At 64.4% G+C, this 25,718-nt stretch carries 16 protein-coding genes and 1 tRNA gene; 6 read left to right on the top strand and 11 right to left on the bottom strand.

Annotation, left to right across the window (positions count from 1 at the left end; translation table 11 throughout):
* Positions 1 to 93: 93 nt before the first annotated feature.
* Genes CXY73_RS19875 through CXY73_RS19865 form a run of 3 tightly spaced genes read left to right on the top strand, consistent with a single transcriptional unit; the run spans position 94 to position 4,303 of the window.
* Positions 94 to 702, top strand: coding sequence for a PadR family transcriptional regulator (locus CXY73_RS19875; RefSeq protein WP_104178688.1), 609 nt, complete (start codon positions 94 to 96; stop codon positions 700 to 702).
* Positions 699 to 1,427, top strand: a complete 729-nt coding sequence (locus CXY73_RS19870) for an ABC transporter ATP-binding protein (RefSeq protein ID WP_104139346.1) — start codon at positions 699 to 701, stop codon at positions 1,425 to 1,427. Before CXY73_RS19875 ends, CXY73_RS19870 begins: the two co-directional genes overlap by 4 nt.
* Positions 1,424 to 4,303 (top strand): FtsX-like permease family protein, encoded by a 2,880-nt coding sequence (locus tag CXY73_RS19865; RefSeq protein WP_104178687.1) that lies wholly within the window; start codon positions 1,424 to 1,426, stop codon positions 4,301 to 4,303. The genes CXY73_RS19870 and CXY73_RS19865 overlap by 4 nt, the downstream gene beginning before the upstream one ends.
* A 112-nt stretch (positions 4,304 to 4,415) precedes the next feature.
* On the opposite strand, the gene uvrB is transcribed toward CXY73_RS19865, so the two are convergent.
* From uvrB to polA, 8 genes are all read right to left on the bottom strand, one after another.
* The gene (gene uvrB / locus CXY73_RS19860) at positions 4,416 to 6,479 is read right to left on the bottom strand and encodes an excinuclease ABC subunit UvrB (protein ID WP_104178686.1); all 2,064 of its coding nucleotides are present in this window, start codon (positions 6,477 to 6,479) and stop codon (positions 4,416 to 4,418) included.
* A 29-nt stretch (positions 6,480 to 6,508) separates the two neighbouring features.
* A complete protein-coding gene (gene coaE, locus CXY73_RS19855; RefSeq protein ID WP_104139337.1) occupies positions 6,509 to 7,174 on the bottom strand; it encodes a dephospho-CoA kinase in 666 nt (221 codons plus the stop codon).
* A gap of 98 nt (positions 7,175 to 7,272) precedes the next feature.
* Positions 7,273 to 7,983, bottom strand: coding sequence for a response regulator (locus CXY73_RS19850; RefSeq protein WP_233198494.1), 711 nt, complete (start codon positions 7,981 to 7,983; stop codon positions 7,273 to 7,275).
* A 750-nt stretch (positions 7,984 to 8,733) separates the two neighbouring features.
* The gene (rpsA, locus tag CXY73_RS19845; protein WP_104178684.1) at positions 8,734 to 10,188 is read right to left on the bottom strand and encodes a 30S ribosomal protein S1; all 1,455 of its coding nucleotides are present in this window, start codon (positions 10,186 to 10,188) and stop codon (positions 8,734 to 8,736) included.
* 194 nt (positions 10,189 to 10,382) lie between these two features.
* Positions 10,383 to 13,031: a multicopper oxidase domain-containing protein gene (locus tag CXY73_RS19840; RefSeq protein WP_104178683.1), complete on the bottom strand. Its 2,649-nt coding sequence runs from the start codon at positions 13,029 to 13,031 to the stop codon at positions 10,383 to 10,385.
* The gene (locus tag CXY73_RS19835; protein ID WP_199185432.1) at positions 13,028 to 14,302 is read right to left on the bottom strand and encodes a hypothetical protein; all 1,275 of its coding nucleotides are present in this window, start codon (positions 14,300 to 14,302) and stop codon (positions 13,028 to 13,030) included. The genes CXY73_RS19840 and CXY73_RS19835 overlap by 4 nt, the downstream gene beginning before the upstream one ends.
* Before the next feature lie 81 nt (positions 14,303 to 14,383).
* Positions 14,384 to 16,057 carry a DUF885 domain-containing protein gene (locus CXY73_RS19830; RefSeq protein ID WP_104139328.1) on the bottom strand — a complete coding sequence of 558 codons (1,674 nt, stop codon included), beginning with the start codon at positions 16,055 to 16,057 and terminating at the stop codon, positions 14,384 to 14,386.
* 152 nt (positions 16,058 to 16,209) lie between these two features.
* Positions 16,210 to 18,882, bottom strand: a complete 2,673-nt coding sequence (polA, locus tag CXY73_RS19825; protein WP_104139326.1) for a DNA polymerase I — start codon at positions 18,880 to 18,882, stop codon at positions 16,210 to 16,212.
* A 53-nt stretch (positions 18,883 to 18,935) separates the two neighbouring features.
* On the opposite strand from polA, the gene CXY73_RS19820 reads away from it, so the two are divergent.
* Positions 18,936 to 19,361 carry a hotdog fold thioesterase gene (locus CXY73_RS19820; protein WP_104139432.1) on the top strand — a complete coding sequence of 142 codons (426 nt, stop codon included), beginning with the start codon at positions 18,936 to 18,938 and terminating at the stop codon, positions 19,359 to 19,361.
* On the opposite strand, the gene CXY73_RS19815 is transcribed toward CXY73_RS19820, so the two are convergent.
* Both CXY73_RS19815 and CXY73_RS19810 read right to left on the bottom strand, forming a co-directional pair.
* Positions 19,358 to 22,972 (bottom strand): bifunctional RecB family nuclease/DEAD/DEAH box helicase, encoded by a 3,615-nt coding sequence (locus tag CXY73_RS19815; protein ID WP_104178682.1) that lies wholly within the window; start codon positions 22,970 to 22,972, stop codon positions 19,358 to 19,360. The two genes, CXY73_RS19820 and CXY73_RS19815, sit on opposite strands and share 4 nt — an antisense overlap.
* Before the next feature lie 135 nt (positions 22,973 to 23,107).
* Positions 23,108 to 23,713, bottom strand: coding sequence for an ANTAR domain-containing response regulator (locus tag CXY73_RS19810; RefSeq protein WP_035879545.1), 606 nt, complete (start codon positions 23,711 to 23,713; stop codon positions 23,108 to 23,110).
* A 38-nt stretch (positions 23,714 to 23,751) separates the two neighbouring features.
* Here CXY73_RS19810 and CXY73_RS19805 point away from each other — a divergent pair.
* Positions 23,752 to 23,834 (top strand) — tRNA-Leu (locus CXY73_RS19805).
* A gap of 186 nt (positions 23,835 to 24,020) precedes the next feature.
* On the top strand, positions 24,021 to 24,191 hold the full coding sequence (locus CXY73_RS22150; protein WP_158253163.1) for a hypothetical protein: 171 nt from the start codon (positions 24,021 to 24,023) through the stop codon (positions 24,189 to 24,191).
* Positions 24,192 to 24,248: 57 nt separating this feature from the next.
* Here CXY73_RS22150 and pyk read toward each other — a convergent pair whose 3' ends face one another.
* Positions 24,249 to 25,694: a pyruvate kinase gene (pyk, locus tag CXY73_RS19800; RefSeq protein ID WP_104139321.1), complete on the bottom strand. Its 1,446-nt coding sequence runs from the start codon at positions 25,692 to 25,694 to the stop codon at positions 24,249 to 24,251.
* Between the last annotated feature and the right edge of the window lie 24 nt (positions 25,695 to 25,718).

The following is a 25,718-nucleotide window of genomic DNA, read 5'->3' as shown; positions in this document are numbered from 1 at the left end:
CATCGCCGAGAGCGAACACCGGCGCATCCCGATATTGTTTCAGAGTATGTATATACTCAGTAGTTATTAGCCGATTGAAGTGCCGGAGGTCGTATGTCCGTTCGCCAGAGCCTGCTCGCCATCCTGAACCAGGGGCCGTGCTACGGCTACCAGTTGCGGGCCGAATTCGACCGTCGCACCGGGTCGACCTGGCCGCTCAACGTCGGCCAGATCTACAACACCCTCGACCGGCTCGAGCGGGACGGCCTCGTACAGAAGGCAGACATCGACGCTGACGGTCAAAATTACGTCGAAATAACGGATGCCGGCCGCGCGGAGGTCGCCGATTGGCTCGGCTCCCCCGTGGTGCGCACCATGGCCACCCGCGACGAGCTCGCCATCAAGCTCGCGATCGCCGTGACGCTGCCCGGCGTCGACATTGCCCAGGTGATTCAGGTACAGCGCACCGCCACCATGCGCACCCTGCAGGAACTGACCCGCGCCAAGAACGCGACGGCCGACCCGGAATCATCCGAGCAGTTGGCCTGGCTGCTCGTGATCGACTCGCTCATCTTCGCCGCTGAGGCTGAAGCGCGGTGGCTCGACCACTCCGAGCACCGGCTAGCCAGGGCGCGGGCGGCCGGCCTGGCCGCTCCGCTGCCGCTGAACACCGCGGTGCCCAAGCGTGGCCGCCCGGCCAAGACTGCGGCGGCCAGCGCATGACCGGCTCCGACATTCTTTTGCAGCTCGACGGCGTCTCGATGCAGTACGGCTGCGGTGAGACCGCGATCACCGCACTCGCGGGGGTCGACCTGTCGGTGCGCTGTGGCGAACTTGTGGCGGTGATGGGGGCATCCGGTTCGGGTAAATCGACCCTGCTCACCGTGGCCGGCGGGCTGACCCCGCCGACGGCCGGGGAGGTCATCGTCGAGGGGCACTGGCTCAGTCAACTCTCGGCGCGCGAACTTGCGACCCTGCGCCGTCGCAGCCTCGGCTTCGTCTTTCAAGACTTTAACCTGATCCCCTCACTGACCGCGCTTGAAAACGTGAGCCTGCCGCTCGAACTCGACGGGTGGACGTCGAAGAGGGCGCACCGTCCAGCCGTCGATGCGCTCAATATCGTCGAGCTCGGCGATCGGGCCCAGCATTTTCCCTCCGACCTGTCTGGCGGTCAGCAACAGCGCGTGGCGATCGCCCGTGCGGTCGTCGGCGGCCGGTCGTTGATTCTGGCCGATGAGCCCACCGGTGCCCTCGACAGCACGACCGGCGAGCTCGTGCTGCGGATGCTTCGCTCTCGAGTCGATGCGGGTGCCGGCGGCATTCTGGTCACCCATGATGCTCGCCATGCGGCCTGGGCGGACCGGATTGTCTTTCTGCGCGACGGGCGGATCGTGGACGAGTCGCGGGCATCCGCTGTAACGAGCTTGCTGAGTGGGCTGCCGGCATGAGTGCTGAACCGAGTTCGCTCGCTGGCGGGCGCCCGGGATCTACTCGAATTGCATTTCGGATCGCCCGTCGGATGGCCGGACAATCCCCGGGTCGCAGCGCGCTGATCGCCCTGCTCGTGGCAATTCCCGTGCTCGGCCTGGTGGGAATCACGACGGTCGACGCGAGTAATGTCGCTACCCCGGCCGAACGCGTGGTCCTCGAGCTCGGATCGACCGAAGCCCGGGTACAGATCGTGTCAGCGCCCGAACCGAAGCTCATCCAGGCCCCGCTGAACGACGGATCTTGGGGGACGAGGGACGATATTGCTGACGCTGACGCTCTACAGTCGATTGAACCCACGCCCGTCGCCGCGGCATCACTGTTCTCCAAGGGCACCTCCATGTTGTCCATTCGCTCGACGGCGGTGGTCGCGGAGACGAAGGACGGGCTCGGTTCCTTTTCGGCCGTGCAGGGCCAGCCGTGGGACCCCGCCTTCGCGGGAAAATGGGACGTGACGGCGGGATCGGCCCCGACCAATGACGAACAGATCATGGTGACCGCTGCCACGCTGGACCGACTCGGGGTGAAGCTCGGGTCGACCGCCACGTTCGCCGCGCCCGTTGTCGCGTCGTTCACCATTTCAGGCACGATTCGAAGCGCGACCCTCGACGACTCGGTGGTCGCGTTTTACGGGCTGCCAGGCGTCTTCGACGGCGTCATGCCCGACGATGCTGACCTGATGACCGAGTGGTACTTGCCCGACACACCGCTCACCTGGAGCCAGATCCGTGATCTCAACCCGCGCGGCGCGACCGTGCTGTCGCGCAACGTTCTGCTCGACCCGCCGCCGGCGGGCAGCAGTCCCTTTGACGGCGGGTCCTCCGGAGATTTCGTCGACCTCTTCCTCGTTCTCCTCGGCGCCTTCGCCCTGTTCGAGGTGGCGTTGCTGGCGGGTGCCGCGTTCACCGTCGGCGCCCGCACCCAGCAACGTACGCTCGCGACCCTGGCGAGCGTCGGCGGTGACCGGCGCATGTTGTTTCGCGTTATGTCTTTCGGCGGCATCATTCTCGGCTCTCTCGGAGCGGCCTTGGGAACCGTTCTCGGACTTGGCGCCGCGTGGATCTTCATGCAGTTCTCCGCGAACGGCAGCGCGAGCCGGTATCCGGGCTTTCACCTCGATCTGTTGTCCCTGTTGGTCATCGCGGCCTTCGCCGTGCTGGCCGGCTGGTGTGCGGCGGCAGTGCCGGCCCGGGCGGCTGGCCGCATTGACGTTTTGGCGGCACTGCGCGGCGCTCAGCGTCCGCCACGGGTCACGCGCCGCCGCCCGGTGGCAGGGCTCGTCCTCCTGGTTTTGGGCGCCGTCATCGCCGTTACCGGCGGCCTGGTCGAGCTCGCCGCTTTTGCGCCGACCTATCAGATGGGGCTCGCCAATTTCGGGATCGGCCTCATTGTCGCCGGTCCGGTAATCATGCAGATCGGAGCCGTGTTCGTCGCTCCCCTGATTCTGCGCTGGGCTGCCCGGTTAGCCTCGCGGTTCGGACCGGGTGCGAGGCTCGCAACCCGCGATGTGGCTCGCAACCCCGGGCGCAGCGTTCCGGCTCTCGCTGCCATCATGAGCTGCGTCTTCGTGGCGACCTTCGCGATGACCCTCATTTCGACCGCTCAGTTGAATTCGACAAAGGACTATACGTACCCCGTTCCGCTCAACACCGCATGGGTGGGTCTGAACGCCTACGGCAACGAGCCTCCTTACGAGTTTGTGATGCAGGACAGTGGACCCGAGGTGGTGGAAGCCCTGGATAGCGCCTTCCCCGATGCGCACGCTCGCCTGCTCAGCAGCGCAGCGGATCCACCCGGCGACTTGCAGTTTTCCAACCCCGAAGCCGGCGCTGTCGAATCGGATGCTGCTACCAGCGCAAACGCCACCGCCGCCGATGGCGTGCCAGTCTTCGCCTATCCGCGAATCAACCCCGGCACGGTGTGCCCGAGCGATGCCGATCAAAACGACATGGCGACGACCGAAATGCGCACCGACATCCGCTGCCCAACGCCCTATTACCTCGACATGAGGATGTCTGTTGGCAACGACCACATCTGGGTCGGCGATCTCGATGACTTTGCCGCGATTCTCGGCGAACCCGTGTCAGAGCAATCACGGGCCACGCTCGCCGCGGGCGGTGCGGTGAGCACCTATGAGCAGTACCTGGCGGACGAGACCGTGATCGTCGATTGGATGACGTCGCTCGATTCGACAGACAGTCCGGACCGCAGTGTGACACTGGCCGCGACCCTACAGCAGCCGGAGCATCCGCTGCCGTACGCGGTCTTCATGCTCGAATCAACGGCCGACTCGATGAAACTGGATTATCGACCGACGATGGTGATCAGCAGCCTCGGCACGGCACCCACTCAGGCCGAGAAAGACCACGTGTTGGGAACCGTCACCGCAGTGTCCCCGAACCTGAACGTGCAGGTGGAGCCTGGGCCGCAGGTCTTCGGCGCGTCGTGGACCTGGGCCCTGCTCGGTCTCACCGCCGTCATCGCCCTGGTCACGGCGTCGATCACCATCGGGCTCGCCCGCGCCGACGGGCACCGGGACAACGCCGTGCTCACCTCGCTCGGGGCTTCCCCGCGAGTGCGCCGGGCTTTCGGCTTCTGGCAGGCGGTGGTGATCGTTGGCCTCGGCAGCGTCATCGGGGTGCTGCTCGGGCTGGTTCCCTCACTCGCGCTGTCGCTGACCCGCGACACCGCTGGGCTCTCTTTGCTGCCATTCGCTCCCCCGTGGCTGCAGCTCGCGCTGATCGTGGTGGCGGTGCCGGCGGTCGTCGCGGTCGGTGGTGCCCTCACTGCTGGGGGAAACCGCACTCGGTTCAGCAATCGGGCCGCGTTCGACTAATTGACCGGCCGGGGATCGGGGATCCGCTCTCGCGGCACTGGTTGAGAAGTTGGCATGTGATTCAACCCGTGCCAGCTTCTCAAACACGTGCCGCGAGGCGCACAGGCCTCGGTTACTGCAGGTGGCCGGCCTTCTCCATCTGCCGGAGCTCGCGCTTGAGCTCGGAGAGCTCATCGCGGAGGCGGGCGGCGAGCTCGAACTTGAGCTCGCCAGCAGCCTCAAGCATCTGCGAGTTGAGATCGGCGATAATCGACTCGAGGTCGTTGGCGCCGTTCGCGGCCAAGCCGACCCGGCGGTTGGGCGTCGAACTCTTGCGGCGGGCATCGCGGCCCGCGAGCAGTTCGGCGGTGTCGGCCTCTTCGCGGGCGAGGGCCTCGGTGATGTCGCCGATCCGTTTGCGCAGCGGGGTCGGATCGATGCCGTGCAGCGTATTGTAGGCAACCTGCTTCTCACGGCGGCGGTCGGTCTCGTCGATCGCCTTCTCCATCGAGGCGGTGAGCCGGTCGGCGTACATGTGTACCTCACCGGACACGTTGCGGGCGGCGCGCCCGATGGTCTGGATGAGTGAGGTGGCCGAGCGCAGGAAGCCTTCCTTGTCGGCGTCGAGGATGGCGACGAGGGATACCTCGGGCAGGTCGAGGCCCTCACGCAGCAGGTTGATGCCGACGAGCACGTCGTAGATGCCCGCGCGCAGTTCGGTCAGCAGCTCGACCCGGCGCAGGGTGTCGACGTCGGAGTGCAGGTAGCGCACGCGCACCCCGGCCTCGGTGAGAAAGTCGGTGAGGTTCTCGGCCATCTTCTTGGTAAGCGTCGTGACCAGCACGCGTTCGTTGCGTTCGCTACGCTTCTTGATTTCTTCGAGCAGGTCGTCGATCTGCCCCTTGCTCGGCTTGACGATGATCTGCGGGTCGATCAGGCCAGTCGGGCGAATGATTTGTTCGACGATGCCATCTGCGATGCCCATCTCGTATTTACCCGGCGTGGCCGAGAGGTACACGGTCTGGCCGACCCGATTCTTGAACTCGTCGAACTTGAGCGGTCGGTTATCGAGCGCGCTCGGCAGTCGAAAGCCGTGGTCGACGAGGGTGCGCTTGCGCGAGGAATCCCCCTCATACATGGCACCGATCTGAGGAACGGTCACGTGCGACTCGTCGATGACCATGAGAAAGTCATCGGGAAAATAGTCGAGCAGGCAGTGCGGAGCCTCCCCCGGTTCGCGCGCATCGATGTGCCGGGAGTAGTTCTCGATACCCGAGCAGAAGCCGATCTGCTCCATCATTTCGAGGTCGAAGGTGGTGCGCATGCGCAGCCGTTGGGCTTCGAGCAGTTTGCCCTCGCGTTCGAGCACTTCGAGCCGGTCGGCCAGTTCGATTTCGATGGTGCCGATTGCCCGGCGCATGACGTCGTCGCTTGCGACGTAGTGCGAGCCTGGAAAGACCGATACCGAATCGAGCTTCTTGACGATATCGCCGGTGAGCGGATGCAGGCTGTACAGACCTTCAATCTCGTCGCCGAACATTTCGATGCGAATGGCGAGCTCTTCGTACATGGGAATGATTTCGATGGTGTCGCCGCGCACCCGAAAATTACCTCGGGAGAAGTCGACATCGTTGCGCTTGTACTGCATGGCGACAAATTTGCGAACCAACCAGTCGCGGCTGACTTTTTGGCCGATCTGTAGCGCGATCATGGCGTCGAGATAGCCCTGTGGCGTGCCCAGACCGTAAATACAGGACACGGTCGACACCACGATGACGTCGCGGCGGCTCAGTAGCGAGTTCGTTGTGGAGTGCCGCAGTCGCTCGACCTCTTCGTTAATCGAAGAGTCCTTCTCAATGAAAGTGTCGGTCTGCGGAACGTAAGCCTCTGGCTGGTAGTAGTCATAGTAGGAAACGAAGTATTCGACCGCATTGTTGGGCATGAGGTCGCGGAATTCGTTAACCAGCTGGGCAGCGAGCGTCTTGTTGTGGGCCAGAACGAGCGTCGGACGTTGCACCTGCTCGATCAGCCAGGCGGTCGTCGCTGACTTACCGGTTCCCGTCGCACCGAGCAGCACGATGTCGGTCTCGCCGGCATTGATGCGGGCGGTCAGATCGGCGATCGCGGACGGCTGATCGCCACTCGGCGTGTACTCACTGACCACTTCAAACGGGTTCACAGAGCGCGTTGGTTCCATGCCTCCATTCTACAAAGGCGGTCTGACAGTCAGTTCTGCGGAGCCGAAATCGGCGAGCGGATGCCATCGGTCGTCGTGGTCTCGCGGGTTTCAGCGGCGAGCACTCGCTCCCAGAGCACATCGACCTGCGCCCGCGTAGCATCGAGCGTGCCGGTGTTGTCGATCACGACGTCGGCGACGGCAAGTCGTTCCTCATCGGTCGCCTGCGCGCCGATCCGCTGGGTGGCCTGCGCCTCTGTCAGTCCGCGGAGGGCGATCATGCGTTGAATCCGGGTCGCCGCGTCGGCGTGCACGACCACGACCAGATCGAAGGTGACCAGGCCGCCGGCCTGCGCTTCGGCGAGCAGCGGAACGTCATAGACCACGATGGCGTGCGGATCGGCAGCGGCCGCGGCCGCGATCCGGTCGCGGGTGAGCTGGCGCACCTGTGGGTGGATGATCGCGTTGAGTCGTTTACGTCTCATCGGGTCGGCGAAGATGATGGCACCGAGCGCAGGCCGGTCTAGGCTGCCGTCCGGCAGCAGCACAGTGCTACCGAACTCCGCCGAGACTGCTGCGAGCCCGGGAGTGCCGGGCTCGACGACCTCGCGGGCCAACTGGTCAGCATCGACGCCCACCGCGCCGTGTTCGACCAGTCGCGTCGCAACTGTGCTCTTACCCGAGGCGATTCCGCCGGTCAGCCCAATCAGATACATTCCGTCAGACTATCTGCTGCGTGGGGTTGCACCGCGCGCATCCGCCACGCGGATGCGTCGACTTTTCGCGGGGCCCCGCGCCGGTGGTTGAGATCTTCCTATTCGAGGGCGCGCTTGATCTCGGCGAGCAACGCCTCACGGTTGAGGTCGGGCCTGTTCATAACGACGATGGGTTGTCCTGGATCGCTGTCGAGGGTGTCTTGTTCCTGGTCGGTGAGCTGTTCCGAAGACGTGACCAGAACCGGGATATGCTGCGTCGCCGCATGCTCCTGCAGCGCTTGCACGATCTTGAAGCCTCCCAGTTCTTCCATCATCAGATTGATCAGGATCAGATCAGGAGCCAGCGCGAGGGCGTCGGTGATCGCCGCGTCGCCGGTCTCGGCGGATTTGACGCAGTAGGTGGGTTTCTCCAAATACGAGGTCACCTGCTCGAAGGTTTCCCGGTCTTCGTCAACGACGAGGATACAGCGGGGATGGGAACGGTTGGGGCGCAACCCCAGCAGGGAAAGGGAATTCTGCAGTTCCGCTCGCTGGAGCGGTTTTTCCAGCACGGCCGCTGCGCCACGACTCAACGCCACACTCATGTCCACATCGCCGGCGATGACCACGACCGGGATTGACGCGAATTTTGGCGATTCATGCAGCTGAAGCAGAAAGTTCCACCCGTCTATCCCCGGCAATTTCACGTCGAGGGTGATGAGGCTGAGCGGGACTTGGCGGGCAAGATCGAGTGCCTCCTCTCCCGTGGAAGCTACAACCACCGCGAAGCCCTCGGCTTCGAGGAAAAGTCGGACGAGCTTCGCCGACATGTGGTCGTCTTCGACGACGAGGGCAGTGGATGTTCCCCCCGGCTCAGCTATAGCGGCGACAGCGTCGCTGAGACCCGCGAAGATGCATTTGGAATCGTGACCACCCATGGCGATCACTTCCTGCACGGAACCTTCCCCGAGTGCAGCGCAATTTTCATCCTCGGGTTTCACAGGTCGCTGCGGTCCGGAGCTGGAAGATGCTTCGACGACGACGCTGGGGCTGGGGGCTGGCGCCGTAGTGGCAAGCGGTTCGGCGTTGGCGTTGGCGGTCGTTCGGGCAGCATGGCGCGGCAGGCCATTGACTGACCATGACTGAGCTCCGTCGAAAGGTGTACCCTCGTCGTCCGTCGAGCCCCGCCATTCAGAATTGTTCTCGACCCGGTCGCCGGAGGAATCAACGGGACAAAATCTATTCATGAAACTCTCCGATGGGGCTGTGAAACCGTTGTGCACTGTGTTCTGCCGGCCAGAAGCCGATTGCAAATGGCGGTAGCCGCATCCGCTGGGCAATTTTGTGAATACCGAGACGCGACAAAATAGAGGAAATTTCCTCACTATCAGGTATACCACGAACGACGACGCGACTCATGACGATTGCGTAGCGATGGCGGATACCACCAAGTGCGCGGTCCGTCGGCATCCGCTTTCGTCGCCCCGGTTAAAACAAGGCGGGCCGCATCCCGAAGGATGCGGCCCGCCTTGCGCAGTCACACTGTAGCGGTGAAACAGCGCAGTGGTAAAGCTATGGTGCTAGTTGCCGCCGGAGAGCTTCTCGCGGAGAGCCGCGAGTGCTTCGTCGTCGGCGAGCGTGCCGGCGCCAGCCGACTCGCTCGAGAAGGAAGAGCCAGCCGGTGCGACGTCGCTGGGGGCAGCGATCTCGTCGTTCGCGGTCGAAACCTGCTTCTTGTGGGCTTCCCAACGTGCCTGGGCTGCAGCGTAGTCCTGCTCCCACTTTTCGCGCTGCTCGTCAAAGCCTTCGCGCCACTCGTTGGTCTCGGAGTCGAAGCCCTCGGGGTACTTGTACTGACCCTTGTCGTCGTACTCGGTGAGCATTCCGTAGAGCGCTGGGTCAAACTCGGTACCGTCGGGGTCAACGCCATCGTTAGCCTGCTTGAGGCTCAACGAAATGCGGCGACGCTCGAGGTCGATGTCGATGACCTTGACGAACACCTCGTCGCCGACCGAGACAACCTGCTCGGCGAGCTCAACGTGCTTGCCGGACAGCTCGCTGATGTGCACGAGACCCTCGATGCCCTCAGCAACGCGAACGAACGCGCCGAACGGAACGAGCTTGGTGACCTTACCCGGTGCAACCTGGCCGATGGCGTGGGTGCGGGCGAATACCTGCCACGGGTCTTCCTGCGTTGCTTTGAGCGACAGAGAGACACGCTCGCGATCGAGGTCAACTTCGAGGATCTCGACGGTGACTTCCTGGCCAACTTCAACGACCTCGCTGGCGTGCTCAATGTGCTTCCAGCTGAGCTCGGAAACGTGAACCAGACCATCGACGCCGCCAAGGTCGACGAACGCACCGAAGTTGACGATCGAGGAGACGACGCCCTTGCGGACCTGTCCCTTTTGGAGGTTATTGAGGAACGTGGTGCGGCTTTCGCTCTGTGTCTGCTCGAGCAGGGCGCGGCGCGACAGCACAACGTTGTTGCGGTTCTTGTCGAGTTCGAGGATCTTCGCTTCGATTTCCTGGCCCAGGTACGGGGTCAGGTCGCGAACGCGACGAAGTTCGATGAGCGATGCCGGCAGGAAGCCGCGCAGGCCGATGTCGACGATGAGTCCACCCTTGACGACCTCAATGACCGAACCGGTGACAACACCGTCGGACTCCTTGATCTTCTCAACGTCGCCCCATGCACGCTCGTACTGAGCGCGCTTCTTGGAGAGGATGAGGCGGCCTTCTTTGTCTTCTTTCTGAAGAACGAGGGCCTCGACCAGGTCGCCGACCTTGACAACCTCAGAGGGGTCAACGTCGTGCTTGATGGAAAGTTCGCGAGAGGGAATGACACCCTCAGTTTTATACCCAACGTCGAGGAGAACCTCGTCGCGGTCGATCTTCACTACGGTGCCCTCGATGAGGTCTCCGTCGTTGAAGAATTTCAGAGTCTTTTCGACCGCGGCAAGAAAGTCTTCAGCAGATCCAATATCGTTGATGGCGACCTGCTTGGGTGCCCGTTCGGTCGTTGCGATTGTCATATAGTAGTTGCTCCAGGATGGACATAATCGGGCCACACGCGAAAATACTTCAGATGTTTTGGATGCTCCGCGGTATAGAAAGACCGTAGAACGTTCCGCGCGTGGCAGCGGATAGGCGTCACAATTGTGACACTCCATACTAGCTACCCCGGGAGATCAGGGGCAACTCGAGATTCAGCTTCCAACAGTAGGCCCTACGGAACAACCCGGATATGCCCGGCCGCGCCGCGTTCAGCATCGGTCATAACGTGCGTCACGAAGGAATAGGTGCCGGCTTCTGGAAAAACCAGCTCGACAAACCCACCCTGCGCCGGCGCGAGAGCCAACGACTGGCTGCCGCCGGTACCGGTGCTACCGCCGGCACGCAGCCGGTAGTCGCCCTCAGCGTAGACCGTGTCGAACTGTCCGCCCACGATGTGAAAGGAGCTCATCAGGTTCGGTCCTGCGTCAACCACCCAGAAACGGATGCGCTCCCCCACCTTCGCGGTGAGCGGCTGCTCTTGATACTGGTTGGCGTAGCCGTTGAACACGACGAGGTCGGGGGTAGCCGCGGCGATCTTGTCGGAGTCGGCGGTGCCCCCCTGCGGCCCCAGGTAAAATTCGGACTGCACGAGTAGGTATTCCCGGTCAACCGGGTCGAGTCCGGCGGGGTCGATGACGACCGCCCCGAACATGCCGCTGGCGATGTGCAGCGACATCGGCATGGTGGAGCAGTGGTAGAGCCAGATACCTGACCGCGTCGCGGTGAAGGAGTACTCGAGGGTTTCGCCCGGCTCGATGGTGCGCATCGGGCCGTCGGGAGCGAGCGCGCCGGCGTGGAAGTCGAGGGAATGACCGGTCGTAGCCTCGTTGATCAGGGTGATCGTGAAGGTGTCGCCGACCTTTCCACGCAGGGTAGGGCCGGGCGCGGTGCCGTTGAACGGCCACAGGGTCTGGGTCACGCCGGGGGCGACCTCCAGCTCGGTGTCGCCGACCCGAAAGGTGTACTCGTGGTGGGTGTCAGTCGATGCGGGCGGCAGTGCGGCGTCGCGCGCCTCAAATCCGATCGAAGGCTCGGTTTGGGCGCCGAGATCGTCGGCGGCGGAGGAGTCGGTTAGACCGGATCCAGCGTGGTCTACGTGGTCGGCCGCGGCATCCGTCGACTCGGTATTCGCCTCGCCGTTGACATCGATCTGCAGCACCATGCCCATCTGGCGGTGGCCGGCGATGGAACACCAGCCTTCGCTGCTGGCGGCCAGGATGCCGGCGTCGATGACGACCGTCTCCCCCGGGGTGACCCGGCCCGACGTGATGCCGGTCGCCAGAGTGAGGTCGTGCACGGCCGTGTCGTCGTTGGTGATGGTCAGTTCAAGCCGGTTGCCGGCGGGTACGGTCAGGCTGGAGGGCGAGAATCTCATGTCGAGCATGGTCACGGTGGCCTGAGTGATCTCGCCCGAGGCGGTCGCGGTGTCCGAAGCGGTGACCGATGCTGCCCCGACCCCGGCCGTAACCGGGTCAAGAGCGACGCCCGCGGTGACGGCCAGCACGAGCACTCCAACCGCGGCAGCGGCCATTCCGCTGCGTGTGTGGCGCGGGCCGGCTGGCTTCGTGGCGAGCCGGGCAACCGGGGCAGACCCGGTCCGAGAGCGGAGACGTCCGCCCGCCATGACTGCGCGCACCAGCAGCACCAGAAAGCTCAGCAGCACCCCGAAGACCAGCAGGGACAGCACGACCTTGACTAGGCTCGGCACCGGCAGCAGGTACAGCAAGATGCCACCGTTGACGACAAGCAGACGAAACAGCGGCGCCCGGTCGAGTTCGGCGGCGGCGGCCTTGCCTGCCTGCGGTCCGCCGCCGGACACCATCGGTACCAGATAGCTCAGGGCGCCGAGCAGCAATTGCACCGCGAAGCCGGCCAGCAGCGGAATCAGCAGCCAGCCCAGGCGGGCAACGGCGTCAGTCAGAGTAGGAGCGGTCGCCACCAGCCAGCCGAGCACCCCGACACTGAACGTGAGCCAGGCGATCGATGCGGCCAGGCTCCAGCCGGCGAACGTGGTCGGCGGCGCCTGTTGGGCCTGCCGCACGGCCTCGCGTACGACGGGCACGAGGCCGATCAGGTAGAGCAGGCTGCCCGCGGCAGCGCCGAGCGGAAGACCAGCCAGGCTGGCACCGGCGGCGACGACCACGCCGGCCGCGAGCAAGGGTAGGGCGGTGCGGGCGGCCGCATCCGTTCCATCGCCGAGGCGGGTGCGCAGCACGGTGGGCCAGAGCAGCAGCAGGGTGCCGACCGCGGTCAGGCCGACCCAACCAAGTAGATTGAGAATGATATGCGCCAGGTAGAGGCGGGAGTGCAGATCGCCGCCGGTCCCCGGGTTCGCCATCCAGATGCCGAGGCCTACTCCCACGGCGAGGCTCACGGCGGCTGCCACGTAGTAGCGCACGAGCGAGCCGAAGCGGGTGGGTTTCGCCCGGTACAGCTGGCCGCCGAGGAAAACCGCGTGCAGCACCGCGACCGCGCCGACAATTAAGCCACCGACGAGCACCACAGGGAACAGGTTGACGGTCATGCCGACCAGCACGAGAATCGCCCCGAGCGTGTGCCCGGTCAGGCGAATGATCAGCGACCGGCGCCCGCTGAGGGCCGGCCGCCGAACCAGAGTGTCGGCGAAATGCTGGCTCCAGATGAGGATCGCGGTGCTGACGGCGCCGAGCAGCAGCAGATGCACCATAAGCCAGTCGGCGCCCGGAATACCCTGATGCACCAGAACGACGACCGCGAGCACGGCAAGCCAGCCGACGACCACGGCGTTGGTCTGCAGGTACCAGGTGCGGCGGGCGTGCACTCGGGCGGTGACGGGGCTCATTGACGGTTTTTTCTGGCGGGGCTGGCGTTTGGCATCGGGGCGCGGGCAGCGGAGGCCACGGCGATGATGATGAACAGCAGCAGGGCGGCGATGCTGAGTGAGCCGCCGAGCTGCAGCAGGGTGAGCTGTCCGCGACCGTCGCCGAACAGCACCCGCAGCAGAAGCGAAGCGTGCAGGAGAACGACGGGCAGGTACATGATCGGCCGGTACGGCAGCGGGCGGCGCAGCACGGCCGGCAAAATGACGGGGGCGTGCGCCATGATCATCGAGAGGGTGAATCCGAGCAGCACGGCGTGAACGGCGGCATCGTAGATCGGTCCGTTTGTCGTGGCACCGCCGATGATCCAGATCACTCCGGCGACGATCAGCCAGGCGTAGCCGCTGAGCAGACAGGCAGCCATGTACCGTGGCAGCCCGGTGGCCCGGAGCGTGCGGCGTGCGACATCGTGCAGGAACAGCCAGGAGACCACCCAGAGCAGGGCCAGGCCGAAGAATGGATATCCGACGGCCGGCAGGCAGAGGGCGAGCGAGACGCAGCCGCTCAATGACAGCGACGCCCAGAGCAGGCCGCGCCCGGGGTGGGTGCCGCGCAGGGATAACCGAGCGAGTTCGAGGCGTTCGCCGACGATCGTCAACACGAGGAAGGCGCTGAAAGCCGGGATCAAGTGGGCGACCGGAACGTTGGCGAGCCAGAGAACGGCGGCGACGACCAGGTTGATGCCGCCGAGGAACTGGATGGCGGTGGCCGTCATCGCCTGCCGACGCCAGATCGTGCGGTAGATCAGCAGCAGGCCGATCGCGCCGACGACGATCGTGGTGCGGCCGATCCAGGTCGGCAGGGGCGCCAGCACGAGCAGGCTGCCGAGACCGAGCAGCGCCGGCGCGGTGAAAGCCCACCATTTCTTGATGGCGACGGCCCGTTCAAGCACGATCAAGGTGCCGACGAAGCCGAACACCATCAGGGCGCCGTGCGACGCGGCCAGACGGTCGGCAAGTGGCGGAACGTCCAAGCCGAGCAGCGCCGTCGCAGCGTAGAGTCCCAGCAGCAGCGATGCGCCCGCCGGAGCCAGAAACAAAAAACGGATGCCCGGGCGATCGATCAGGGCGCGTTTGGGTTTGAGCCGTGGCCCGGTCCGGGCTGGTGCACGTGAGATGGGTGCGGTGCCGGTCGTTGAGACAGTGCCGGTCGTTGAGACAGTGCCGGTCGTTGAGACAGTGCCGGTCGTTGAGACAGTGCCGGTGTCGGACGGGGACAATTCGGCGGGACGCACAAGTTCAGTTTACCGATTCGTATATTCCCGCCGAGGACTACGTCTTGGGCCGGCCGGGCCGGCCCAAGTGCTACCGACGGGCTAGGCCAGCGCCGACCGCAGGGTGTCGAGGCCGACGCCGCCGAGGTCGAGGGCACGACGGTGAAATGCCTTGATCGAGAAGTTCGCTCCCTCGCGGGCAGCGTTCTCGTCGCGCAGCTGCTCCCAGATGCGCTGGCCGACCTTGTAGGAGGGAGCCTGGCCCGGCCAGCCGAGGTAGCGGTTGACCTCGAATTTGACGAAGCTCTCGTTCATGTTGACGTTCTGGCCGAGAAATTCGAAGGCGTAGTCGGCGGTCCAAGGGCCGGAGCCGTCGGGCAGGGGTTTGCCGAGGTGCACCCCAATGTCGAGGACCACGCGAGCTGCGCGCATCCGCTGCCCGTCAAGCATGCCGAGACGATCGGCCGGGTCGTCGAGGTAGCCGAGTTGTTCCATCAGGCGTTCGGCGTAGAGCGCCCAGCCCTCGGCGTGGCCCGAGGTACCGGCCAGCTGGCGGCGCCAGGTATTGAGTTTATTCCGGTTGTAGACGGCCTGCCCGATCTGTAGGTGATGGCCGGGAACGCCCTCGTGATACACGGTCGTCAGTTCACGCCAGGTGTCGAATTCGGTCACGCCGACCGGAACGGACCACCACATGCGGCCGGGCCGGGAGAAGTCGTCGGTTGGGCCGGTGTAGTAGATACCGCCCTCCTGGGTCGGAGCGATCATGCACTCGATGGTTTTGATCTCGTCGGGAATGTCGAACTGGGTTTCGGCCAGGTCGGCGACGGCTTTGTCGCTGGTTTTCTGCATCCACTCCTGCAGCGCCGGGGTGCCGTGCAGTTTGCGGCTCGGGTCGGTGTCGAGGTAGGCGATGGCTTCGAGCACGCTCGCGCCGGGCTTGATCTGGTCGGCGATCTTCTCTTGCTCTTCGACCATGCGGGCGAGCTCTTCGATGCCCCACTCATAGGTTTCGTCGAGGTCGATGGTGGCGCCGAGAAAGCGGCGGGAGGCGAGGGTATACAGGTCACGGCCGATCGCATCGTTTTCAGTGGCCGTACCCTCAAGCTCGTCGCGAAAGAAGGTGGCGAGCTTGTCGTACGCGGTCGCTGATTTGCGGGCACCGAGGCCGAGATCCTTAGCTAGAGAGGCGGGCAGGGTTCCGGTATCGAGCGACGCATTCGCGGTGAATTCGGCGAAGAACCCGTCGTTGGCAGCGTGGCGCTGGGCTTGGGCGAGCACCTCTCGCACCTGGCGGCGCGCCGGTGTCACGCCGCGTTCGATGCCGTGGCGCAGGGTCTCGATGTACCCGTCGATGGCCACTGGCAGGTTGCCGAGGCGGCTCGAGATGTTGGCCCAGTCTTCGACAGTTTTCGTGGGCATGAGGTCGAAGATCTCGCGGATCTCCTGCGCGGGCGATGCAATCACGTTGACGTCGCGAAGCTGCAGCTCGGCGTCGGAGCTTTCGACGGTGAGCGACAGTTCGCTGCGTAGGTCGGTTTGCGTGACTTCGTCGACGCTGTCGGCCGGGCGGGCGGCATCCAACTGCGCGATCGTCTTCTTCGCCGCGTCCACGAACCGTTCGTGACCGGCCGGGGAGTAATCGCCGTAGCGACCGTCTCCCTCTGTGCGGCCGATGTAGGTTCCCACGGTGGGGTCGAGGTCGACGAGGGTGTCCACCCACTCTTCGGCGATCTCGTCGATGGCCGTGGGAGAGCGCTGGATGTCATTTGTCATGCATCGAGCCTAGAACACGACGTTTCATTGCGAACCCCCAATTGGGGAATTTGGCCGGTCAACCCGACAGAGTGAGGGTAGCCAATCGCCCTGAAACCGAGCAGGGAAAGACGATTTGGCGCACCTCAGCCCTTCGATCGCGCTCGGTTGGACTAGTGCGCGGCGGCGTCCCAGTTGGCGCCGCGACCAACCTGTACTGTCAGCGGAACGAGAAGGTCGGCAGCGGACTCCATGTTGTGGGTGACGACCTGGCGCAGGGCATCCCATTCCCCCGGTACGACGTCGAAAATTAATTCGTCGTGCACCTGCAGCAGCATGCGGGACTCCATCGAGGCATCCAGCAGATCGGCGGCGATACCGTTCATGGCGATCTTCATGATGTCGGCCGCCGAGCCTTGGATAGGCGCGTTGAGGGCGGCCCGCTCGGCGTTGTCGCGCAGTACCCGTTTCGGGCTGGCCAAGTCGGGAAACGGCCGACGCCGACCGAAAATGGTCTGGGTGTAGCCGTCGACCTTGGCCTGCTCGACGACGTTTCGAAGGTAGTCGCGCACCGCGCCAAACCGCTCGAAGTAGTCGGTCATGAGTTGCTTGGCCTCTTTGGTATCGATGCGCAGCTGCTTTGACAGCCCAAAGGCGCTGAGGCCGTAGGCGAGCCCGTAGCTCATGGCCTTGACCTTGCTGCGCATCTCGCCCGACACGTCGGCCGGGTCGACTCCGAAGATGCGAGAACCGACGAAACGGTGCAGGTCTTCCCCGGCGTTGAACGCCTCGATCAGTCCGGCATCCTCGGAGAGGTGCGCCATGATGCGCATCTCGATCTGCGAGTAGTCGGCGGTGAGCAGGCTCTCACTGCCGGTGCCGGCTTGGAAGGCGGCCCGGATGCGCCGGCCTTCTTCGGTGCGCACTGGGATGTTCTGCAGGTTCGGGTCGTTCGAGGAGATGCGACCGGTGGTCGTGCCGATCTGCACGTAGGTGGTGTGGATGCGGCCGCTCGTGTCGATGGCCTTGTCGAGGGTTTCCACGATCTGGCGCAGCTTGGTGGCGTCGCGGTGCTGGAGTAGCAGATCGAGGAACGGATGCGGGTTGCTGGCTTGCAGGTCGGCAAGAGCACCGGCATCCGTTGAAAAACCGGTCTTGTTTGCGCGGGTCTTGGGCATCTCGAGCTGGGTGAACAACACATCCTGCAGCTGCTTGGGCGAACCGAGGTTCACCTCACGGCCGATCTCGGCGTAGGCAGCGGCGGCAAGGCTCGCTGTGCTGGTACCGAGCTCGGCGGAAAGCTCGGCGAGCTGCTCGTGCGAGACGCTGACACCGGCCAGTTCCATGTCGGCCAGGGCCAACAGGGTCGGCAGCTCGATCTCGAGCAGCAGTTTGAGCGAGCCGGGGTCGAGGGCTTTCTCGACGGCGGCGAACAGACGCAGGGTATACCAGGCCTGGGCGGGCGCTCCGGCCTGCTGCGTTTCGTCGGGTACGAGCTGGTTGGGGTCGGCGACGGCCAAGGTTTCGTCGAGATAGCGCGATACCAGGTCGGCCAGGGTTTTGTCGGGGCCGCCGGGGCGAATGAGCCAGGCGCCGACCAGGGTGTCGAAGGCCAGGCCGGCAAAGGGCAGCCCGCTGCGGCGCAGCGCCTTCACCTGGTGCTTGGCATCGTTCATGATCTTCGGGGCGTCGCCGGCGAGCCACGATTCGAACGGGGCGTAGTCCTTGCGACCGGCTTGCCAGGGCAGATTGATGGTTTCGTTCGGGCTGGCCAGCCCAAACCCGATCACTTTGCCGTCCTGCACCTCCACCGTGAGGCCGAGGCCCGCCGGGTTTGCGCTGCTCACCCGGTCAAGCCAGGACTGCAACTCTTCATCGAGCAGGTCCTGCGCAACAGGAGCCTGCAACGCGGGCACCTCCTCGATGACAGCAACGGATGCCTCAACCGTCGGATCTTCTCCGGCCAGCTTGAGCACTCGGTCGAGCAGGGTTTTGAATTCGAGGCGGGTGAAGATGTCGCGCACGGCGTCGGTGTCCATGGCGCCGCGCTCGAGCGCGGCGACCGCTACGGGCAGCTCCAGGTCAGTGACCAGGCGATTGAGCCGGCGGTTGCGAATCGCGTTCTCCTTCTGCTGGCGCAGGTTGTTGCCGACGACACCCTTGATCTCCTCGGCGTGTTCGAGGATGCCGTCGAGACTGCCATACAGGCCGAGCCACTTCACGGCGGTTTTCTCGCCAACCTTGCTGATGCCAATCAGGTTGTCGCTGGTTTCGCCGACCAGGGCGGCGACGTCGGGGTACTGCTCGGGTTCGATGCCGTAGCGTTCACGCACCCGGGCCGGGTCGTAGCGGGTGAGCGCTGACACGCCCTGGCTGGCCGGGTAGAGCAGGGTGACGGTCTCGTTGACTAGCTGGATCGCGTCGCGGTCGCCGGAAACGACGAGCACGTTGTAGCCCGCTGCGGTGCCCTCGACCGAGAGGGTCGCGAGAATGTCGTCGGCCTCGAAGTCTTCCTTGGTGATGGTCGTGATGTTCATCGCAGCGAGGGCTTCCTGCAGCAGCGGAATCTGGCCGAGGAATTCCGGCGGCGTCGCGTTGCGGGTGCCCTTGTACTCGGGGTATTCCCGGGTGCGAAAGGAAGCACGGGAGATATCGAAGGCGACCGCGAGGTGGGTCGGCTTCTCATTGCGCAGCAGGCTGAGCAGCATCGACAGAAAACCATGGATGGCGTTCGTATGCTGCCCGGCGTGGGTCTGAAAGCTATCCACTGGCAGGGCGAAGAACGCCCGGAATGCCAGGGAATGGCCGTCGATGATCATCAGGGTAGGCTTTTCGGAGTCCAACACTCCCCTAGCCTACAAGTGTCTTCCCGCGTGGGTTCCCCCGACCAAAGGTGATCATGTTCAATACGACTGACGATGCACTCGCCTGGGTTCAGCAGCGCGGTGGCGGAGACCTGGCCGACAAGATGGGGCTGGAGTTCATTGAGTTCACGATAGACCGCGCTGTGGCACGGATGCCCGTGGCCGGCAACACCCAGCCTGCCATGCTGATGCATGGCGGTGCCTACGTCGTGCTTGGCGAGACGCTCGGCTCGATGGCCGCGAACCTGCACGCCGGACCGGGGAAACTCGCCGTCGGCATTGAGATCAACGCCTCCCACAACCGCTCGGCAACGTCCGGCTATGTGACCGGAGTCTGCACGCCGATCCACCTGGGGCGCACGCTCACCACGCACGAGATCGTGGTCACCGACGACGCGGGGCGTCGCTGCTCGACGATTCGCATCACCAACATCATCAAGGACCTGCCGCCGCGAGCCTAGCTCTCCGCGCCGCCAGGCTTCTCCGCACCGCATGGCTTCTCCGCGGGGTCTGGCTTCTCCGCGGGGTCTGGCTTCTCTGCGCGATCTGGCTCCACCAGGCTGATGAACGCGCTGAGTTCGGCGACGCCGGCCGGTGTCACCGGCAGATAATCGGTCAACGCCGGCGAATAGACCAGGTAGGCGGCCCATTTCGCACGTGAGATGGCGACGTTCAGGCGGTTCTTCATGATCAGGAACGACAGGCCACGCGGTACGTCCTCGGCCGAACTGGTCGCGAGCGTGACGATCGCGACGGCGGCCTCCTGGCCCTGGAATTTGTCGACGGTGCCGACCCGCACGTCAGGGTAGCCTGCAGCGTCGAGGGAGTGCCGAACCAGGGCCAGCTGGGCGTTATACGGCGTGACGACGATCACGTCGGCTTCGGTCAGCGAGTCGTTCAGCCGGTCGGTGCTCGGGTCGGTCCAGAGCCGACCGAGGGTGGTCTGCACGAGGACGACCACGGCATCCGCTTCTTCGGGTGAGGAGATGGCGTTGCCGGTGTGGACGACCGGCACCGCGTGCAGCCCGGGCGCGACACCGGCGAGCGACCGGGTCGAGGTGACCGGGTTGGCGCGCAGCAGGCCGCCATAAGACAGCCGGGAGACAGGAGCGGCCACGGCCGGATGCATGCGGCGACTCTCGGCGAGAAAATAGCCCCGGTCGGCAGGCAGCACGTCGTGGCCGGCGGCGACCCAGCCAAGCGCCGACTGGTCGATCGGCTCGGGGTGGGTACCCTGGCTCACCTGTGGAAGCTGCTGCGGGTCGCCCAGCAGCAGCAGGTTCTGGGCGCCGACGCTTGCCGCGATCGTTGAGGCGAGCGAGAACTGCCCGGCTTCGTCAATGACGAGCAGGTCGAGGCTGTGGCGCGGCACACGGGCGGGATTGCTGAAGTCCCAGGCGGTGCCGCCGATCACGAATCCGGTGGCGGCATGGTCGAGCGCGAAGAGCAACTGGCCGTCCTTCGGTAGTACCGTGAAGGCGGCATCGACCGGGTCAACACCGGTCTTCACGACCTTGCCGACCAGAGCCAGATCGAGCCCAGCCGAGACGACGGCGCCGAGGAGATTCTCGACGACCGCATGGGATTGCGCGACGACACCGATCTTCCACCCGTGATGTTGTACGAGGGCGGTGATGACGTGAGCGCCGAGATAGGTTTTGCCGGTGCCGGGCGGCCCCTGGATCGCGAGGTAGGAGTGGTCGAGGTCAAGCAGCGTTACGGTGATGGCGTCGATCGTGGTGTCGTCGGTCGCGATGGCCGTCAGCTGCCCCGTGCGAGTACGCGGCGGGGTGCGGCGCAGAATGTCGACCATCGGGTCGCTCGGCCAGCCGGGCTGGGCGTCGACGATGGCAGCGGCCCACTGATCGATAGCGGGCTTCTGCTGCATCGGCCGGGGCGGTGCGGCCGGCGCGAGGGCGCTCGGCCGGTGATCATACCGAGCGACATCTTTGAGGAGCGTCTCTTCGACCAGGATGCCACCGTCGTCGCTGACCTCGAGCACTTTCACTGCGCGGTGGGTGCGGGCGCCCTCGGAAGTGTCCGGATTGGGGAATGGCCCCGGGTATTTGTAAAGCAAATAGGGCCCGGCCTGGTCGCCGGGTTTGATGCTGCTGCCCGGGGCAACTCGCCCGCGCAGCCACAGGTGTCGGCGGTCGACGCGTTGCTGGCCCTCCCTAAACCAGTCACGGTCTACGTTGACGTGTTCGACGACGAGCACGTCGCGGGTGTCCTGCCACTCGTCGATCGGATACTCGAGTCGAAAGTAGTGCCCCCACCAGAAACTCTTCTGCTCGCGGCGGTGATAGTCGATCGCGGCGGCGGCGAAGGCGGCCGCGGTCTGGTCGGCGGTGCGCGGGGTGTGGCTGGCCGGGGCCGCTAGGGCGAGCAGGGCGTCGCGCACCGGCGACGGCTCCACCGTGTCGGCATCCGCTTTGAGCGGCGTGCCGGCCGAGCGGATGCCGGCCCGGCGAGCCAGGGCGAGCAACCAGTCGCGCAGGCGCAGCGTTGACACGCAGTCATAGCGGTTGTAGTCGGCGATGGAGTCAAGCATGCGCTGCGCTTCAGCCCGATCTCCGTGTTCGTGCAGGTCGCGGACTGCAGCGTATTCGGTGATGGAATCGGCTGCGTTGGTGACCTCGCCACCCCGCAATTCGGTTCCCATGTAGAGCGGTTCGAGCTTCTTGATCGAATAGGAACGTGACCCTACACGCATCGTCTTACGCACCAGCGGATACAGGTCGACCAGCACATTCTCACGCAACAGCTGATCGATCTGGTCTTCGCCGACGCCATGGCGTGCGGCCAGGCTGAGCAGGTGAGTGCGCTCGTAGGCGGCGTAGTGGTAGACGTGCATGCCCGGAAACCGAGCTCGACGGTCGGCAAGGTAGGCCAGAAAGTCGGTGAGCGCCACGCTCTCCTCGGTCCAGCTGTGGGCCCAGAAAGCACGAAAGGTTTCATCGGTGTCGACCAGGCCGAACAGGTAGTCGAGGCCCCACTGTGTGCTGGTGCTCTTGGTCACGTGACCTTCCGACGCGTCTCCCTCGGACGCGTCTCCTTCAGAGTAGAGCGGGTCGCCTTCGAAATCGAAGAAGATATCGCCGGGGTTCGGTTCGGGCAGCACCGCAAGTGCGCCCGCGTTGTACAGGTCAATCGGCGGGGCCGTGCCCACGACCGCCTGCAGCTGCAGCCGCGCCTGCGTACGCAAGGTGGTGAGCGTCGAGTCGGCTATTCCGTCGATACTGCCGGTCGATGCTGCGACGTCGTCAATGGTGCGGATATCACCAGCCGCCAGCCGGGCACGCTGTGAGAGCCGTAGCCCAGCAACCAGCAGCGGATCGCGATGCTCCTGCACCTCGGTCTCACAGCTGGCGCAACGCCCGCAGACGGTGTACCGCGGGTCTCCCCAGGCGACGGATTCGGTGTCGGTGAGGCGCTCGGTGATGATCTGGATCAGGCGCTGCCGGCGTTTGCGATAGACCGGCCGAATGTCGGCGAGCCGGTGCACGCTCACCGAGCCGTCGCCGAGTAGCAACTCGACCGAGCAAGCCGTGGCAACTCCGATGCGCTCCAGTTGCTCCGCGTAGGCGGCGAGTTGGAGCAACGCGGTGACTCGGGCGTGCCGGGCGAGTTTGGTGTCCTGCAGCAGCCAGGCTTCGTCGCTCTGGCGCACGATAAAGTCGGCGAACCCGAGGAAGGCGATGTCTGCGGTGGGCGAGCCGAAGTCAGAGCCGCCAAAGTCGGAGTCAAACAACGTCGCCTGAAAAATAACTTCGGCGCCCGCGGTGAAGGCCAGCCGCGTGTCGTCGGCTGCTGCCACGAGGACGGCGCGGGACATCCTCTCCGGCCGGGAGATCTCGACGACGGAATGACTCTGCCGGTAGCGTTCGAGTACCCGGTGTTCGTGCTCGTCGCCGAGCCGGGACGTGCGTTCGAGCATGGCGTCGACCGGGTCGGACACGCTGTCGATGCGACCGAGCTTCGCGTCGATGCGGCGCAAGAAGGCAAACTCGCACACGGAAGCCGCGCTCAGGTCACTCGCGCTTGTCACCACGCTTCCGTCCAGTAAAAACATGCGTCCGCCCTTGCTCTTTTTTCGAGCGTATCGGACACCACCGACATACGATCCGAAAGGCCGCCGGCGGTCCCCTGGCCGCAACGCAGAACGGCCCGGCAGAATCTGCCGGGCCGTTCCATTTGATGAGTCCTGTTATTTCTTCGCGCTGAGCTGCTCGATGATGGCCTGCGACACGTCGTGCATGGTGAGGCGACGATCCATCGAGGCTTTCTGAATCCAGCGGAAGGCTTCTGGCTCGGTCAGGCCCATCTTCTCGTTGAGCAGGCCCTTGGCCCGGTCGACGAGCTTACGCGTCTCGAACCGTTCGACCAGGTCGGCGACCTCGGCCTCAAGGGTGATGATCTGGCTGTAGCGCGAGAGGGCAATCTCGATGGCCGGCAGCAGGTCGTTGGGGGTGAAAGGCTTGACGACGTAAGCGAGGGCGCCGGCTTCGGTGGCGCGCTCGACCAGTTCCTTCTGGCTGAACGCGGTCAGCAGAACAACCGGGGCGATGTGCTCCTTGGAGAGGCGTTCAGCCGCGCTGATGCCGTCAAGCTGGGGCATCTTGACGTCCATGATGACCAGGTCGGGGCGAAGCTCCCGTGCCAAGGCGACCGCAGTTTCTCCGTCACCGGCTTCGCCGACGACTTCAAAGCCGTTGTCGCGCAGAATCTCGACGATGTCGAGGCGGATGAGGGATTCATCCTCAGCAACGACAACGCGTCGCGGAGGGGTGGGGGTGCTGTCTTGGTCGGTCACGTGCAAAAGCCTACGGTATTCTGATCGAGTAGTTGTAAGCCGGTGTGGCGGAATGGCAGACGCGGAGCACTCAAAATGCTTTGTTCGCAAGGACGTGTGGGTTCGAGTCCCACCACCGGTACTTATTTCAACAGAGAAAACCCCTGGTCAAACGGGGGTTTTTTCATGTTCACAGCCACTTCGATAACTGGTATGCCACGAATCTATGCCGCCGGGCGCCCGAATCACGGCAATTTATCGGCACCCTCAGGGGTTTGTGACGCGCGCCAGATTGTGCTGATCCGCCGGCATCTGTCAGGCTGCCGCGATGATGAACAATATTACCCTTTGGGGCTATCTCGCGTTACTGATCTATCCAGCGCTCATCGCGCTGGGGTTTTGGATGGCTTATTTCGTTATTCGAAATGCAATCCGTTCGGGGCTGAGACAGCACCAGGAATGGCTGGACACGCGGGAACAACGTCCACCCGTTTCCTGAACCGCACGCGGAAAAGCCCCGCCAGGAACGATCCGGGCGGGGCTTTTACGTCAGGTGCTACTTCTTGACGTACGCCGGTGCGACCTCGTTGTGGGCGTCGCCCACGCGGTGCACGCGAATGTCGTTCGTCGAGCCGACGATTCCGGGAGGAGAACCGGAGATGACGACGACCTTGTCACCGACTTCAGCGAGGCCCTGCCCGATGAGAATGTCATCGACCTGACCGAACATCGCGTCGGTGTGGGTCACCGGCTCCACCAGATAGGTCTGGATACCCCAGGTGAGGGCCAGACGACGACGAATGCCAGCCTCCGGAGTGAACGCCAGCATCGGAATTTTGGACCGCAGCCGCGACATGCGCCGAGCAGAGTCCCCGGACTCGGTGAAGATACAGAGGAACTTCGCGTCGACGAATTCGGCGACCTCGATGGCGGCCAGGGTGATGGCACCGCCCTGGGTGCGCGGCTTATTGGTCAGCTTGCCGATGCGCTCGAGCCCATGTACTTCGGTGGATTCCACGATGCGGGCCATGGTCTGCACCGTGACGACGGGGTATTCCCCGACGCTGGTCTCACCGCTGAGCATGACGGCATCGGCACCGTCGAGCACGGCGTTGGCGACGTCGCTGGTCTCGGCGCGGGTGGGTACCGGGCTCAGAATCATGGATTCGAGCATCTGCGTGGCCACGATGACCGGTTTGGCCATGCGGCGGGCGATCTCAACGGCCTGCTTCTGCACGATCGGCACGGCTTCGAGCGGAAGTTCAACACCGAGGTCGCCACGGGCAACCATGATCGCGTCAAAGGCATCGACGATCTCTTCGAGGTTGTCGACGGCCTGCGGCTTCTCGATCTTCGCGATCACCGGAACGCGTCGCCCTTCTTCGGCCATGATCTCGTGCACGCGGGTGATGTCATCGGCGCTGCGCACGAAGGACAGCGCGATGAGGTCGGCTCCGAGACGCAGGCCCCAGCGCAGGTCGGCTTCGTCCTTCTCCGACAGGGCCGGCACGTTGACGGCCACGCCGGGCAGGTTGATGCCCTTGTTGTTGGAGACGGGGCCGGCGACGATGACCTTGGTCGTGACGACGACGCCATCCGTTTCAACGACCTGCACCTTGACCTTGCCATCGTCGATGAGCAGAAAATCGCCGGGGTGCACGTCGTGCGGCAGACCTTTGAAGGTCGTACCGGAAAGCTCCTTGGTGCCGAGCACATCGTCGGTGGTGATCTTGAAGATGTCGCCAACGGCGAGGTCGTACGGGCCACCCTCGAACTTGCCGAGACGAATCTTCGGGCCTTGCAGGTCGACCATGACGGCGACGGCACGACCGGAATCGTTGGCGGCCTTGCGCACGTTGGCGTAGACACTTTCGTGCACCTGATAGTTGCCGTGGCTCAGGTTCATGCGACAGACGTCAACCCCCGCATCAATGAGCGCCCTGATCTGCTCGTAGCTGGCCGCTGCCGGCCCAAGGGTGGCAACGATTTTTGCGCGTCTCATACTGGTGAATCTCCGATTTCCGCG

This window comes from Cryobacterium sp. Y50 (genome assembly GCF_002929805.1).
Classification (GTDB): Bacteria; Actinomycetota; Actinomycetes; order Actinomycetales; family Microbacteriaceae; genus Cryobacterium.
This window is presented reverse-complemented; position numbering and strand designations above follow the sequence as displayed.